This is a genomic window from Stenotrophomonas sp. NPDC077421 (assembly GCF_049545505.1).
GTDB lineage: Bacteria > Pseudomonadota > Gammaproteobacteria > Xanthomonadales > Xanthomonadaceae > Stenotrophomonas > Stenotrophomonas nematodicola.
The window spans coordinates 125,534-139,445 of the sequence record NZ_JBMWDP010000002.1 but is presented as its reverse complement, the minus strand read 5'-3'; the positions used below and the strand labels follow the sequence as shown (position 1 = coordinate 139,445).

Below are 13,912 nucleotides of genomic sequence, written 5' to 3'. Positions count from 1 at the left end.
CCTCAGAGCTTGAATACGGTGTCGATGACGGCCGACGAGGACGGACCGGCCGGCACATCGGTGGCGAAGGAAGTGATCTGGTAGATCGGTGCGGTCGGGTCCAGGGCCTTGCCCATGCCCAGCGAGCCGCCGCCGATGATGCAGGAGTCGATACGGCGCACGTTGACCGCATCGGCGCCGGTGATGGACTTCCTCCGGCCCCAGTCAACCGGGTCGTAGCCATCATCACAGTTCAGCGCGATGTTGCTGGCCGTGATCGGCGCATCGCTGGCCGGCGAGGTGCGGTTGGCGATCGCCTCGATGGCGTGCTCGGTGCGCCGGGTCATGCTTTCAGTCGCCTGGAAGGCGGTGTTGGTGGCCCGATAGTTGGCTGCCATCTTTTCCTGCATGCCGGCCACCTGCATGCCGGCGATGCCGATCAGTGCCAACAGGATCAGCATGATCAGGGCGACATACAGCACGGCACCGCGCTGACGCGCAGGTGCGGTGAAGGTTCTGGAAGACCGGTTCATGGCATCAGTTCCCGAAGAGACGGTTGCGCAGGGCGATGGTCGATTCGTATGCGGCGCGGTAGCGACCGTCGGACGCGGCCGCCGGTACGAAACGCACGCCCAGCAGGCGCGGATCATTCACAGCGGCGGCAGATGACGAGGCCATCGAGGGATTCGGGCTGCGTGCCAGCACGCCCACCTGGACCTGCCCGACGCGGCGCCACTGATTGGCCGCCACTGCATCGTTGCCCGTGCTGACGTCGGCCGCCGTGCCCTGCACGGTAACGTTGCCGACCGGCAACTGGGTCTGGCTGATCACCGGCGTGGTATCCAGGCCGTACATCACCTGCAGGTTCTCGATGCCTTCAACGAGCTCCTCGCGCACGTCGTAATTGCCGGCGGCGTTGGCGCGGGCGCGCATCAGCACCGGTTCGCCGCTGGCCGACGTCCCCACGTAGTACGCGATCGACTCGGCGCGGTAAAGCATGGTTTCACCGGTCGGCTGCACGTTGTAGCGGCTGAGCGTGGCACCACTGGCGGTGACGCTGCCCACCGCATAGGTGCCGACGAACACGTCTGCATGACTGCAGTCCGCGATACCGAAAAGTGTGGGGGCGGCAACACCCTCCTCGGTCAGCCGCCTGCCCAGATCGCCGTCGAAGCCGATGGTGTTGTCGCTGCCTGCACTGATGCTGGTCACCGGCACGCCCACCGGCGCGAGGTAGCGGAGCACGAGGACATCGCTGCCGCCGCGCGGGACCAGGCTCTTCAGTGGCGTCGGCAGGTCAGTCGGCTCCGCCCAGGTCGCGCCCAGCGTGAGGTTGCTGTCCGGGGCACTGCTGGGGGCTTCGTAGCCCTGTATCGAGACCGAGAAATCCAGTGCGCTGCCATCGCCCGTGGCAACGCCGGCGATGTTCACCACGGGATCGCCCTGGTTCTTGACGAAGTGCGCCTGGTCGTTGACGCAGCCGAAGTGACCGGCCATACGGATGTCGCGCTGCAGGAACTCCAGCGCGAACCGGGCGTTCTCCTGCGCGCGCGCGGTGCCCTGCGCCAGCTGCGAGGCCTCGCGGGACGCGCTGAACACCTGGATCACGCCCAGCATCAGCACCAGGCCGATCACCATCGCGACCATGACCTCGATCAGGGAGATGCCCGCGACGGCGCGCGGCAGGGGAAACGCACGGCTCATAGCTGGGTCACCGCAGTAAAGGTGGTGCGCGCATTGGGGTTGGCCTTGTCCCAACGCTGGTCGCCCCACACGATGTCCACCTGCACCTGGCCGTTGACGTTGGTGACGGTGGCACTGGCGCCCTCGCCGAGCGCCTGCACCACCTGGCATTGCCAGCGGGCCACGTTCTGCCCGATGGTCACGGTCCCGGTCGGACGCGTACAGGCGGCGCGGGTCACCGTGCCGGACGCGAACGACGCGCCCGTGTACCAGGCCGACTGGAACCGGTTGGCCCGCATCTGGTCGATCAGGTCGTAAGCCAGGTTCGTCGCCTGGGTACGGTAGTTGGCGCTCTGTACGAAACGCACGTTCATGGTCTGCAGCAGCGCGAAGCCGAGCAGGCCGAAGGCCAGCACGATGATGGTGACCAGCACCTCGATCATGCTGAAACCGCCGGCGGCCCTGCGCCCTCCGGAGGCACGGAAACGTCTCATGAGCAGTTCTCCTTGAGGGTGCTGAGCTGGCCGGACGCGTTGACCGTCAGACGACGGCGCAATGGCTGCCCGTTGCAGCTGTCCGGCTGCAGGTCGATTTCCTGCTGATCGGCGCTGCGGCGGCGGCCGCGGCCGTCGAAGGCGATCGCGGCGGCGTCGGGCCCCACCGCGCTCACCGCCGTGTTGACCGCCATGAAACGGAGCACGACCTCGCCATCGCTGAACGTGCCGCCGCCGTCGACGTCGGCCCAGGCCAGCATTCCCTTGTCCCAACTGCCATCGCAGCTGGTGCCGGTGGCGCTGCCGCAGACACCGCCCCCGCGTTTGTTGCGGATCGCCTCGCTGCGCGCGAGCGCGATCAGGCCGGACGCCTCACTGCTGGCGGTCGCGATCCGGTTCGAGCGCATGACGCCCTGGAAGCTCGGGTAGGCGATCGCCGACAGAATGGCGATCACCGCGACCGTGGTCAGCAGTTCGACGAGTGTGAAGCCGTTGGAACGGCGTGAAGACATGGAACGCTCCCCAGCGTGATGACACAGAAGATGGACGCCCTGCCGCCCGGCAGCAAGCGGCGACAGGACGAACGGTCGCCCGGAGGCGACAGGCGTCAATGCGTTGACGCCCGGGACCACGGACGGGGCTGGCCGCGGGCACCCCTGCCCGCCGTCAGCCCCCTGCCCGGCTCAGGCCAGGACTTTGTAACAGGGCTGGTACTCGCCCGAGATCTTCATGCGGCGCTGTTCGACGAACGCGCGCAGCAGCTCGTCCAGGGCCTGCATCATGTCGGCGTCGCCATGAATCTCGAACGGACCGAACTGCTCGATCCGGCGCATGCCATCCTCCTTGACGTTGCCGGCGACGATGCCCGAGAAGGCCCGGCGCAGATCGGCCGCCAGCGCATGGGGCGCCCGCCCGTGATGCAGGTCCAGCGCTGCCATCGCCTCGTGGGTCGGCACGAACGGCTGCTGGTACTCCCACGGAATCTCGATCGACCAGTTGAAGAAGAACGCATCCTTCTGCGCCAGGCGATGCTCGCGCACACGCTTGATGCCGGCCGACATCTGGCGCGCCACCGCGACGGGATCACCGATGACGATCTCGTAGCGGCTGGCGGCCTCATCGCCGAGGGTCAGACGGATGAACCGGTCGATCTGCTCGAAGTACGGCGCGGCCACGGTCGGGCCGGTCAGGATCAGCGGGAACGGCAGGTCCTTGTTCTCCTCGCGCAGCAGAATGCCGAGCAGGTACAGGATTTCCTCGGCGGTACCCACGCCACCGGCGAACACGATGATGCCGTGACCGATCCGCACGAACGCTTCGAGACGCTTCTCGATGTCCGGCATGATCACCAGGTGGTTCACGATCGGGTTGGGCGACTCGGCGGCGATGATGCCCGGCTCGGTCAGGCCGATGTAACGGGTGACATGCTTGCGCTGCTTGGCATGGGCGATGGTGGCCCCCTTCATCGGGCCCTTCATCGCGCCCGGGCCGCAGCCGGTGCAGATGTCCAGCCCGCGCAGGCCGAGCTCGTAGCCGACCTGCTTGGTGTACAGATACTCATCGCGGCCGATCGAATGGCCGCCCCAGCACACCACCAGGTTCGGATCGCCCGGGTTGAGGATGCGCGCGTTGCGCAGCAAACCGAACACGGCGTTGGTGATGCCCTCGGAGGATTCCAGCTCGGCGGCGTAGGCCGGGCCCATTTCGATGGCCATGTAGGCCAGGTCGCGGACCACCGCGAACAGCAGCTCGGCCACGCCGCGGATGATCTCGCCGTCGACGAAAGCCATCGCCGGCGCGTTGACCAGATCGATGCGCACACCGCGATCCTGCTGCGCCACCTGGATGTCGAAATCCGGGTACAGATCGCGCGCGGCGCGCGGATCGTCCGACGCGCTGCCACTGGTCAGCACGGCCAGCGCGCAGCGGCGCAGCAGCTCGTGCATGCCGCCGCCGGAGGCGTCGCGCAGGCGCGCCACTTCGGCGCGCGACAACACGTCCAGCCCACCGCGCGGGTAGATCCGCGCGTCCTGCACCGGCAGCGTGCGCGCCGGCGTTTCGGTGATTTTCATTTCCATCTTTTCTGCTTTCCTCAAGGTGTCCGACTGTACCGCTGCCCCCTTAAAAAGCAAAACGGCCGGGGAGACCCGACCGTTGGATGTGTGGCGCCCTGGCGCTGCCTTGGGCCGCCGTACGTGCGCCTTTTTCGGCGCAACCAATTGAGCATACGCGCAACCCGGCGCGGGAGCAAGCAGGGCGCCGGACAGCAGAACGGCCAGGTTGCCCTGGCCGTTCCGGGTACAGCGGTGCTAGATCACTTCATCAGAACTTGTAGCGGAAGCCCAGCTGCATCGACCACTGGGACACACCGGTGTTGCCGTTGCCGTTGCTGCCATTGGCAACCGTCGGACGCTCGACATTGTTCGGGTTGAAGTTGCTGTAGACATACTTGCCGTCATACATGCCCGCAGCGGTCAGCACGCGACGGTTCGCGAAGAAGCCGTAATCTTCAATATGGCCCCAGTCCTTGTTGATCAGGTTGCCGATGTTCATCACATCGAGCCAGATCTCGGACTTGTGGCCCTTGAAGAAGCCCGGCAGTTCCTGGCTGATGCGCAGATCGAAGCTGTTCACCCAGGACGAACGGCCGGAATTACGCGGTGCCGCCTGGCCAGCATAACGGGCCAGATCCGGGTTGGCGGACAGCCATTCGAAGAACGACTTTTCCATCGCCGGGTTGGCCGTGAACTGACCCGTCGCACTCAGCGTACCGAACAGCACATCGCCAGGGCCGGCAGGCACGTAGAACAGGTCGTTGCCGCTGCGGCCTTCGCCGTTGGCATCGTTGGAGTACACGTAGCTGAACGGACGGCCGTTACGACCTTCGTAGAACATGCCTACGCTGGTCTTGTAGTCGCCGAAGAACTTGTGGCTCCAGTTGATGCTGCTGCTGACACGATTGCGGATCTGGTAACGCGAGGTACCGATCGTTTCTTCGTTGGCATTGAAGATGTAGTTGTAGTTCCACGTCGAACCGGCGGTCGAGCTGGTCATGTCACTGACCATGCTGGAGTCGGTGTAGGTGTAACCCACGTTCCAGCTCCAGTCACTTTCCGGCGAGAAGGGCTTGGCCAACGAAACGGTGAACTGGCTGCTGCGGCCCTGGTCGGTGTTTTCCAACACATACACGTTGCCGAAGTTCCGGTCACGCTTGTAACGATTGCTGCCGGTGGTCCACGAACGGCCGATGCGCGACGGGTCGTAGTACATGTCGCGACCGTCCTGACCCTTGAAGGTGGACTCGCCGATGTTGATGCTGCGGTAGAACAGATCGCTCTTGACCTTGGTCACCAGCAACTCGGCCGATGCGACCAGGCCATACCACGGCAACTCATGATCCAGCGCCAGGTTGGCCTTCCACACCGACGGCTGCTCGAAGTCCGGGCTCACGTAGGTGACGTTGGTTTCCGGCGTGCCGACAGACGGACGGACCTGATCCGCCACGATCGGCTCATATGCCCAGTTGCCCGAGTTGATCGTGCCGCCCTGCTCGCCCGTGTAGCGCAGGTAGTTGAGACCGGTGGTGCTGAATGCATTGCCGAACCACACCTGCGGCGATGCGCCGCGGAACAGGCCCACGCCACCGCGCAGCTGCGTCGGACGGTCCGAGTCGAAGGTGTAGTTGAAGCCGAAGCGCGGCTGAACCAGCCACTTGTCCTTGCCGTTGACGTAGCTGTTGTCCAGGCCGAACGAGGCCAGGGCGGCCGCGTTCAGGGTCGGACGACCGCTGACAGACGGCTTGTCGGCACGAACGCCATAGGTCAGCGTCAGGTTGTTGTTGACATACCAGGTGTCCTGCGCAAACAGGCCAAGCTCACGGTACTTGAAGCTGGCGGCGATGGTGTCATCGCTCAGGCCCGGCTGCGGAAGGTGCTGGACATAGTTGCTCCAGTTGCCGGCAGCGTAGTTGTCCAGGCCAAAGAACTCGTACGTGCCGTACAGGTTCTGGACGAACATGTTGTACACGTCGTTGCTGCTGAAGTCGGTACCGAACTTGACATCGTGGTCGCCGAGGGTCAGTACGCCCGATGCGTAGCCGTTCCAGGTCTTGGTCTGCAGCAGGTTGCCCGGGGTGCTCGGGTCCGGCCCGAACATGATGTACTCACCGGTCGGAGAATCCACGTTGCCGCCGAAGAAGATCTTGGTGGTGGCGATTTTTTCGCCCGGCATGATGCGCGCCGACGTGTAGTCACGGTACGACGCCTTCAACTCGGTCGAGAAGTTGTCGGTCCAGTCACTGAAGACCTGGGCGACATAGTTTTCGATCGTCTTCTGCTGCTGGAAGAAGGAGGAGCTCAGGTTGACGATTGAACCGCCGGTGGTCGGAGTACGTGCCTGGTTCTGCTCGACCTTGCTGTAACGGAAGCTGGCGCGATGATTGTCGTTGATGTTCCAGTCCAGCTTGACCGCGTACTCTTCCAGGTCGGTGCTGCCATCGACGTCGCCAACGCTGCCTGCATCAACACCGTACAGGGTGCTGGCCAGACGGGTGGCTTCATTGATCTGGGCCTGGCTGATCGTGCCGTTGCCCAGCGCACTGTCGGCCACGCTTGCGCCCGGAGACTTCCACTCCTGCTTTTCGTAGTTGGCGAAGAAGAACAGCTTGTCCTTGACCAGCGGACCGCCCAGCGTCATGCCGTAGGTGCGCTCGTTGTCAAAGCCGTCGAACTTGTAACCGGCCGGGTCCTTGCCGAACCAATCGCCGTCGCGGTACGAGCCGTAGACCGAACCGTGGAACTCGTTGGTACCGGACTTGGTCACCGCGTCGATCACCGCACCGGTGGCGCCGGCAATGGTGACGTCGTAGCTGGACAGGTCGACATTGATCGCTTCCAGCGCATCCATCGCAACCGGCTGGCGACGGGTCGGCATGCCATTGTCTTCCAGGCCGAAGGTGTCGCTGATCGACACGCCGTCAACGCGGATCGCGTTGTACTTCGGGTTCTGGCCGCCTACGGAAATCTGACCGTCGGCCTTGTTGGTCTGCGCAATGCGCGGATCCAGACGGACGTAATCCTGGATGTTGCCACCGGCCGAGGGCAGTGCATCGATGGTCTGACGGCTGATGTTCGTACCGGCGCCCATCTTGGTCGCACTGAACACTTCCGAGCCGGCCGCGACGGCGGTGACCTGGACGGCATCCAGGTTGGTCGCGGCCATATCACCGCTCAGCGTGGCGTTGACGGTCGCCGACTGGCTCACGCCGAGGTAGACACCCTCTTCGGTCTTGGTGCCAGCGCCGGGCTTGTTGATGGTGATGGTGTACGGACCACCCACGCGCAGGCCGCGCGCGTTGTAACGACCCGATGCATCGGTGGTCGCACGGCTGACCGTGCCCGACTCGGTATGCGTGATGGTGACTTCCGCACCGGCGACAGGCGCGCCTGCAGCCGACATTACCTGGCCGCCGACACCTGCAGAGGTGCTCTGGGCGAAGGCGGGAGCGGCAGCAAGTGCAGCCACGAGACCAAGCGTCAGCTTGGACATCCGGAGACAACGGGAGTGGGTCATTGGGGAGTAGCCTCGATGCGAGATTGGCGATGGCGGAGAAAAAAACGCGTCCAAGCAGCCTTGCTGGCGGCTGACTGGACTTTTATCTGGGTTCCCTAGCCGCGAGCTGGTTTCAGCCGCAACGGTTAACACTAGATTAACACGGTACCGTTGGATTGTGACGGTTTGGCGACAAAACACACGCCATACCAACGGGATCGTGACGCCATCTTCACATGTGAGTGTGACCGGCTGAATGCGGTATTCCGGGCTTCAGCGGTGCACAGGGGGGGCCTGCGCGGGCGGGCTGGGGCACCAGGGCGACCGGACGGGCGGCCCGGACGCCTTTGCCGTGCTCAGCCCTCGACGATCTGGCCGCGGTGGCGGGCGCCGGCGGCGGACAGCAGCAGGACGGCGGCATCGGCACAGTCGGCCGGGTCACGCGCGGTGCGGTCTTCATCCAGCGAGAAGGCGCGCGCCCGCAGGGCGGTGCGCATCGGGCCCGGCTGCAGGCCACTGACCCGCACCCGGCTGCGGCCCAGTTCGTCGTGCAGGGAGGCAATCAGGCCCCGCAGCCCGTGCTGGGCGACGCCGTAGCCGCCCCAGTAGGCCTGCCCGACCCGCGTCGGATCATCCACGGTAAGTACCACTGCGGCATCGTCGCGCTGGCGCAGCAGCGGCAGGCACGCCTGGATCAGCCAGGCCGGTGCGGTGAGATTGACGTGGACGGCCCGCGCGAACGCGGCCGGGTCGGCCAGCTCGAACGGGGTCAGCCCGGCGAAATCGGCCGCGCAGTACAGCAGCCCGTCCAGGCGCCCCAGCTCGCCCTGCAGGCGCTCGGCCAGTGTGGCGTAGTCGTCCGGGGTCGCGCCCTCCAGATCCATCGGGTACAGCAGCGGCTCGGGGCCGACCGCCTGCACGGCGGCATAGACGCGGTCCAGGCGGCGTGGCTTGCGCCCCAGCAGCACCACCGTGGCGCCGGCGCGGGCACAGGCCACGGCGACGGCGCTGCCGAAGCCGCCGCCCGCGCCTGCAATGAGAATCACACGATCGGCCAGTGCGCCGGTCCCGACCACGACGGACGGGACCGCACTCATGCCTGGGAGGCCTCTTCGACGATGCGCTTGAGCTCGCCGGACTCGAACAGCTCCAGCACGATGTCGCAGCCGCCGATGAGCTCACCGTGGATGAACAGCTGCGGGAACGTCGGCAGGTTCGAGAAACGCGGCAGATTGGCGCGGATCTCCGGCTCTTCGAGCACGTTGACCGTGCGCAGCGCGACCGCGCCGGCCGCCATCAGCGCCTGCATGGCGCGGCTGGAATAGCCGCACATCGGATATTGCGGGGTGCCCTTCATGAACAGCACGAGGGGGTAACGTTCGACTTCGGCCTGGATTTGCTGCATCACCGCCACTACGACTCTCCCTCCAATGTGGGACAACCCGACCTCACCGGTCGGCTAGACTTCCCTCGCCTGCCATTGTAAGCCTACTGGCCCCGCATACGGCGCCCCCTCCCTGCCCGTGGTGACCATGCCCTTCGAACTGCCCCGCCTGCCCTACGACCGCACCGCCCTGCAACCGCATCTGTCGGCCGAGAGCCTGGACCTGCACCACGGTCGGCATTACCGCGCCTACCTCGACGCGGTCAACGCCCGCATCGCCGGCACCGACCTGGAGGACCTGGCCCTGGACGAGCTGGTCCGGCACAGCCAGGGCAGCCTGTTCGACGCGGCCGCGCAGGCCTGGAACCACGGTTTCTACTTCCATTGCCTGCATCCACGCGGCGGCGGCGATCCACAGGGGCGCCTGGCCGAGCTGGTGACCCGCCATTTCGGCGATATGCGCCGCCTGCGCGACGAGTTCGACCAGGCCGCGCTGGGCCTGTTCGGCTCCGGCTGGGTCTGGCTGGTGCAGCACCCCGGCGGCGCGCTGGCGATCCAGACCACGCGCAACGCCGGCACGGCTTTGACGGGCAACAGCACCCCGCTGCTGGCGTGCGATATATGGGAACACGCGTACTACACCGACTACCAGAATGAGCGCGCGCGCTACCTGCAGGCATTCTGGAAACTGGTCAACTGGGACTTCGTGGCGTCGCAGCTGCGCGACTGACGGCTCCCCGTGGGTGCTGGCGCGTGCCGGCACCCACCGCAGGCGGGCAGCGGCCCTGACCTGCCGGTCAGCCGCGCAGTGTGTCGATCACCGGGGCGACCTGGGCGTTGCGATCGAGCAGCCCGCCAACCGTCTGCAGCATCCCGGCCAGCCGCAGGGCATCATCGTCGCGCAGCGTGGCATGGCCGACCTTGCGGCCGTCGCGCGGCTGCTTGCCGTAGTCGTGCCAGTGTCCGCCGGACTGCGCCAGTACCGCCGCGGCATCGGGCATCGCGCCCAGCCAATTGAGCATGCAGGCATGGCCCAGCATGCGCGTGTCGCCCAGCGGCAGGCCGAGCACCGCGCGCAGGTGGTTCTCGAACTGCGAGGTCTCACTGCCCTCGATGGTCCAGTGGCCGGAGTTGTGCACGCGTGGCGCCATCTCGTTGACCAGCAGCTCCTCGCCGCGGCAGAACAGCTCCAGCGCGAACACCCCGACATAGTCCAGGCGTTCGGCCAGCGCCCGCGCATGGCCGATGGCGGCTTCATGCTGGGCCTGGCTCAGCCGTGCCGGCGCCACGCTGGCCGACAGCACGCCATCGACGTGCCAGTTGCCGGTCACCGGCCAGGCGCGGAACTCGCCGTCGCGGCCACGGACGGCCACCACGCTGACCTCGCGGTCGAAGGCAACGAACCCCTCCAGGATCAGGCCGGTGCGGTCGACGTAATCGCCCAGGGTGGCCCAGGCGGCGTCGATGTCGGCGGTACTGCGGATGCGGAACTGACCTTTGCCGTCATAGCCCAGGCGGCGCGTCTTGACGATGCAGGGCATGCCGAACTCGGCGACCCTGGCAGCCAGCTCGTCGCGGCTGCGGATATCGGCGAACGGCGGCAGCGGAATGCCCAGCTGCTGGAACAGGGTTTTTTCGCTGAGCCGGTCCTGGGCCACGGCCAGCGCATCCGGGTTCGGATACACCGGCACGCGCTCGGCCAGGAAGCGGGCGCTGTGCGCGGGAACATTCTCGAAATCAAACGTCACCACGTCCACCCGCGCCGCGAACGCGGCCAGCGCGGCCTCGTCCTCGAAGGCGGCCACCTGCAGCGGCGCCACCTGGGCGCCACAGGCATCGGCAGCCGGGTCGAACAACTCGAAACGCAGCCCCAGCGGCGCGCCGGCCAGCACCATCATGCGCGCCAGCTGGCCGCCCCCCAGGATTCCGACAGTCTTCATGCTCATTGACGCGGGTCGTCGTGGGCCATGACGTCTTCGGTCTGGCGGGCGCGGAAGGCCTCCAGCGCCTGGCCGATGGCCGGCTGGTCCGAGGCCAGCATGGCGGCGGCGAACAGCGCCGCATTGGACGCGCCGGCATTGCCGATGGCGAAGGTGGCAACCGGAATGCCGGCCGGCATCTGCACGATCGACAGCAGCGAATCCATGCCGTTGAGGGCCTTGGACTGCACCGGCACACCCAGCACCGGCACGGCGGTCTTGGCCGCGATCATGCCCGGCAGGTGCGCGGCGCCGCCGGCGCCGGCGATGATCGCCCGCAGGCCCCGGGGCCCGGCCTGCTCGGCGTAGGTGAACAGCACGTCCGGCGTGCGGTGCGCCGATACCACCTTCACTTCGTAGGGAACACCCAGCGAATCGAGCTTCTGGGCTGCGTGCTGCATGGTTTCCCAGTCGGAGCGGGAACCCATGACGATGCCGACGAGCGGCGCGGTTTGGTTGGGGGTCATTGGCCGTCACCTGCCTTAAAGACGTATTCTAGCCATCTTCCACGCAAGACGAAGAATCATGGACCGCAAGCTGCTCGACCTGCTGTGCTCGCCCGACACGCGCCAGCCCCTGTCCCTGCTCGATGCCAAGGCCCTCGACGCGCTCAACCGCGCCATCGGTGCCGGCGGCGTGGCCAAGGCCGACGGCAGCCCCCAGACCCAGCCCCTGCGCGAAGCGCTGCTGACGCGTGACCGCAAGCAGGTGTTCCGTGTCGATGACGGCATTCCGGTGCTGCTGGCCGAGGAGGCCATCGAGACGGCGCAGATCGCCGATTTCCCGGAAAAATGAGCCCGGCTCCGTTGCCCGTCCCGTCCGCGGCCGTGGTGGCCGAGGATGTCGCCCGTGCGCTGGCGGAAGACATCGGCACCGGTGATGTCACCGCCGCCCTGCTGCCCGACCGCCCGGACTGCGCGTACCTGCTGTGCAAGCAGGACGCGGTGATCGCCGGCCGGCCGTGGTTCGACGCCACCCACCGCGCGCTTGATCCGGACGTGACCATCGACTGGCGCGTGGCCGAGGGCGATGCCGTCCGGGCCGGCACCGTGCTGGCGATCCTGCACGGCCGCAACCGCAGCCTGGTCAGTGCCGAACGCACCTCGCTGAACTTCCTGCAGACGCTGTCCGGCACGGCGACCACCACGGCGCGCTACGTCGCGGCGGTGGCCGGCACCGGCACCCGCATCCTGGACACCCGCAAGACCCTGCCGGGGCTGCGCATGGCGCAGAAGTACGCGGTCCGCTGCGGCGGCGGCGACAACCATCGCCTGGGGCTGTTCGACACGGTGATGCTCAAGGAGAACCACATCCGCGCGGCCGGCTCGCTGACCGCTGCGGTGCAGGCAGCGCGTGCGCAGTGGCCCGATCTGCCGCTGGTGGTCGAGGTCGAAGACCTGACGCAGCTGCGCGACGCGCTGGCGGCAGGCTGCGAGCGCATCCTGATCGACGACTTCGACGCCGACCTGCGCCGCGAGGCGGTGCGCATCGCCGCCGGCCGGATTCCTCTGGAAGTCTCCGGCAGCGTGGACCTGGCCGGGCTGCGCGCCATTGCCGAGGACGGTGTGGACTGCATCTCGATCGGCGGACTGACCAAGCACGTGCAGGCGATCGACCTGTCGCTGAAGCTGGGGCCGCCGCCAGGCTGACGCGGCGCGTGCCGGTCATCGGTCGGCCCCACCGCCCCCCACGTTCACGGCGTCGGCAGCCCGGGTCTGCGAGGCTCGTGTTGCCCCCACCCGGAGAGCGCGCATGCGCCCCCTGTCTCTGCTTGCATGCTTGTCGCCGCTGGCGATGCTGATGCCGGCCACCGCGTCGGCCGCCGAAGTCTGCGACATCCCGCCACGCTACGGGTTGAGTCCGCTGGCGGTGAACATCGTACAGACCGCCTGCAATGAACACCGGCTCTGGTTCCGCCCCTTCATCGACCGCGACGGGCGCGCGGCCAGCCTGAGCGTCACCGAAGCCGAGCGCGAGCACCTGGCCGACAACGGGCTGATCGCCTGGCAGCGGGTGGTGGGCTACTGGCGTGAGAGCGGGACGCTGTCACCAATGGGCGACCAGCCCGGCGCGTCCAGCTGCATGGCCCCGCTCGGCACCCGCTACACCGACAGCGACTGCCGCGCGTTCCTGATCGACAACCCGTGGTCGGCGGCCTTCATTTCCTGGGTGATGACACGCGCCGGCGTGCCCGGCTTCACCCGCTCGCCGCGCCACATCGACTACATCCGCGCTGCGTACCAGAACAGCGGGCCGTACCGCATGACCGATCCGGCGCAGGACAAACCCGCCCCGGGCGATCTGCTCTGCTTCCTGCGCGATCGCCGCCAGACGCTGAGCTACAGCGGCCTGGTGCAGTCCCTCGCCAGCGGCGGGGCAGCGCACTGGAAGTCACACTGCGAAGTAGTGATCGCCGCCAACGTGGGCGGCGACCGGACCCTGTACCTGGTCGGCGGCAACGTGATGAACACGGTGGCGATGCGCAAGCTGTCGCTGGACCGCAGCGGCCGCATCGAGCTGCCACCGGCCAAGGCCAGCGCCGGCGACGGCGTGGACCCGGGCTGCACGCCGGGCCGGGAAGACGAATGCAGCTTCAACCGGCAGGACTGGGCCGCGCTGCTGAAGCTGGTGGCAGCGACGCCGGCCGCGCTGCCGGTGGTCGCCCCGGACCCTGCGGGCGTGACTGCGCCGCCGCTACCGGATGCCCCGTCCACGCCACAGATCGCGCCGCAGCGTCCCGCTCCGCCGCCTCCCACGACGACGACACGGTGATCGCGTCGCCGCGGGCGGCTTGATCCGCGCCGCATTCGTCGCCATCTTTGAAGGCCACCTGCCCTGATCGT

Annotated in this window: 14 protein-coding genes; 4 read left to right on the top strand and 10 right to left on the bottom strand. The window is 67.1% G+C overall.

The genetic code is table 11. The features are described from left to right. Positions 1–2 precede the first annotated feature (2 nt). The 8 genes from ACPEH1_RS02010 to grxD form a co-directional block, all read right to left on the bottom strand. On the bottom strand, positions 3–512 hold the full coding sequence (locus ACPEH1_RS02010; protein WP_017356382.1) for a pilus assembly PilX family protein: 510 nt from the start codon (positions 510–512) through the stop codon (positions 3–5). 4 nt (positions 513–516) lie between these two features. After that, positions 517–1,683 (bottom strand): PilW family protein, encoded by a 1,167-nt coding sequence (locus ACPEH1_RS02005; protein ID WP_017356381.1) that lies wholly within the window; start codon positions 1,681–1,683, stop codon positions 517–519. Further along, positions 1,680–2,156, bottom strand: a complete 477-nt coding sequence (pilV, locus tag ACPEH1_RS02000; protein WP_017356380.1) for a type IV pilus modification protein PilV — start codon at positions 2,154–2,156, stop codon at positions 1,680–1,682. Before pilV ends, ACPEH1_RS02005 begins: the two co-directional genes overlap by 4 nt. After that, a complete protein-coding gene (locus ACPEH1_RS01995) occupies positions 2,153–2,668 on the bottom strand; it encodes a GspH/FimT family pseudopilin (protein ID WP_017356379.1) in 516 nt (171 codons plus the stop codon). Before ACPEH1_RS01995 ends, pilV begins: the two co-directional genes overlap by 4 nt. Before the next feature lie 171 nt (positions 2,669–2,839). Further along, the gene (gene ppnN, locus ACPEH1_RS01990; protein WP_017356378.1) at positions 2,840–4,228 is read right to left on the bottom strand and encodes a nucleotide 5'-monophosphate nucleosidase PpnN; all 1,389 of its coding nucleotides are present in this window, start codon (positions 4,226–4,228) and stop codon (positions 2,840–2,842) included. Between the two features lie 250 nt (positions 4,229–4,478). Next, on the bottom strand, positions 4,479–7,727 hold the full coding sequence (locus ACPEH1_RS01985) for a TonB-dependent receptor (RefSeq protein ID WP_017356377.1): 3,249 nt from the start codon (positions 7,725–7,727) through the stop codon (positions 4,479–4,481). 335 nt (positions 7,728–8,062) lie between these two features. Further along, a complete protein-coding gene (locus ACPEH1_RS01980) occupies positions 8,063–8,803 on the bottom strand; it encodes an SDR family NAD(P)-dependent oxidoreductase (RefSeq protein ID WP_423715156.1) in 741 nt (246 codons plus the stop codon). Further along, complete coding sequence (gene grxD / locus ACPEH1_RS01975; RefSeq protein ID WP_136006998.1) at positions 8,800–9,120, bottom strand: Grx4 family monothiol glutaredoxin; 321 nt, start codon at positions 9,118–9,120, stop codon at positions 8,800–8,802. Before grxD ends, ACPEH1_RS01980 begins: the two co-directional genes overlap by 4 nt. Positions 9,121–9,238: 118 nt before the next feature. Between grxD and ACPEH1_RS01970 the strand changes: the two genes are divergently transcribed. Next, on the top strand, positions 9,239–9,820 hold the full coding sequence (locus tag ACPEH1_RS01970; RefSeq protein ID WP_423715155.1) for a superoxide dismutase: 582 nt from the start codon (positions 9,239–9,241) through the stop codon (positions 9,818–9,820). A gap of 67 nt (positions 9,821–9,887) precedes the next feature. On the opposite strand, the gene ACPEH1_RS01965 is transcribed toward ACPEH1_RS01970, so the two are convergent. After that, the gene (locus ACPEH1_RS01965; RefSeq protein WP_423715154.1) at positions 9,888–11,030 is read right to left on the bottom strand and encodes a 5-(carboxyamino)imidazole ribonucleotide synthase; all 1,143 of its coding nucleotides are present in this window, start codon (positions 11,028–11,030) and stop codon (positions 9,888–9,890) included. A gap of 2 nt (positions 11,031–11,032) precedes the next feature. Further along, positions 11,033–11,536 (bottom strand): 5-(carboxyamino)imidazole ribonucleotide mutase, encoded by a 504-nt coding sequence (gene purE / locus ACPEH1_RS01960; RefSeq protein WP_017354843.1) that lies wholly within the window; start codon positions 11,534–11,536, stop codon positions 11,033–11,035. Between the two features lie 58 nt (positions 11,537–11,594). Here purE and ACPEH1_RS01955 point away from each other — a divergent pair, with 58 nt between their 5' ends. The 3 genes from ACPEH1_RS01955 to ACPEH1_RS01945 all read left to right on the top strand — a co-directional run bounded on the left by ACPEH1_RS01955 (position 11,595) and on the right by ACPEH1_RS01945 (position 13,841). Beyond that, positions 11,595–11,864, top strand: coding sequence for a Trm112 family protein (locus tag ACPEH1_RS01955; protein ID WP_017354844.1), 270 nt, complete (start codon positions 11,595–11,597; stop codon positions 11,862–11,864). Beyond that, complete coding sequence (gene nadC, locus ACPEH1_RS01950) at positions 11,861–12,718, top strand: carboxylating nicotinate-nucleotide diphosphorylase (protein ID WP_026070577.1); 858 nt, start codon at positions 11,861–11,863, stop codon at positions 12,716–12,718. Before ACPEH1_RS01955 ends, nadC begins: the two co-directional genes overlap by 4 nt. A gap of 103 nt (positions 12,719–12,821) precedes the next feature. Further along, the gene (locus ACPEH1_RS01945) at positions 12,822–13,841 is read left to right on the top strand and encodes a DUF2272 domain-containing protein (protein WP_423715152.1); all 1,020 of its coding nucleotides are present in this window, start codon (positions 12,822–12,824) and stop codon (positions 13,839–13,841) included. Positions 13,842–13,912 lie beyond the last annotated feature (71 nt).

What these genes read in the sequence shown, in the direction of transcription:
- ACPEH1_RS02010 (WP_017356382.1), bottom strand. Translation starts at nt 512, where the DNA reads ATGAACCGGTCTTCCAGAACCTTCACCGCACCTGCGCGTCAGCGCGGT.
- ACPEH1_RS02005 (WP_017356381.1), bottom strand. Translation starts at nt 1,683, where the DNA reads ATGAGCCGTGCGTTTCCCCTGCCGCGCGCCGTCGCGGGCATCTCCCTG.
- pilV (WP_017356380.1), bottom strand. Translation starts at nt 2,156, where the DNA reads ATGAGACGTTTCCGTGCCTCCGGAGGGCGCAGGGCCGCCGGCGGTTTC.
- ACPEH1_RS01995 (WP_017356379.1), bottom strand. Translation starts at nt 2,668, where the DNA reads ATGTCTTCACGCCGTTCCAACGGCTTCACACTCGTCGAACTGCTGACC.
- ppnN (WP_017356378.1), bottom strand. Translation starts at nt 4,228, where the DNA reads ATGAAAATCACCGAAACGCCGGCGCGCACGCTGCCGGTGCAGGACGCG.
- ACPEH1_RS01985 (WP_017356377.1), bottom strand. Translation starts at nt 7,727, where the DNA reads ATGACCCACTCCCGTTGTCTCCGGATGTCCAAGCTGACGCTTGGTCTC.
- ACPEH1_RS01980 (WP_423715156.1), bottom strand. Translation starts at nt 8,803, where the DNA reads ATGAGTGCGGTCCCGTCCGTCGTGGTCGGGACCGGCGCACTGGCCGAT.
- ACPEH1_RS01970 (WP_423715155.1), top strand. Translation starts at nt 9,239, where the DNA reads ATGCCCTTCGAACTGCCCCGCCTGCCCTACGACCGCACCGCCCTGCAA.
- ACPEH1_RS01965 (WP_423715154.1), bottom strand. Translation starts at nt 11,030, where the DNA reads ATGAAGACTGTCGGAATCCTGGGGGGCGGCCAGCTGGCGCGCATGATG.
- purE (WP_017354843.1), bottom strand. Translation starts at nt 11,536, where the DNA reads ATGACCCCCAACCAAACCGCGCCGCTCGTCGGCATCGTCATGGGTTCC.
- ACPEH1_RS01955 (WP_017354844.1), top strand. Translation starts at nt 11,595, where the DNA reads ATGGACCGCAAGCTGCTCGACCTGCTGTGCTCGCCCGACACGCGCCAG.
- nadC (WP_026070577.1), top strand. Translation starts at nt 11,861, where the DNA reads ATGAGCCCGGCTCCGTTGCCCGTCCCGTCCGCGGCCGTGGTGGCCGAG.
- ACPEH1_RS01945 (WP_423715152.1), top strand. Translation starts at nt 12,822, where the DNA reads ATGCGCCCCCTGTCTCTGCTTGCATGCTTGTCGCCGCTGGCGATGCTG.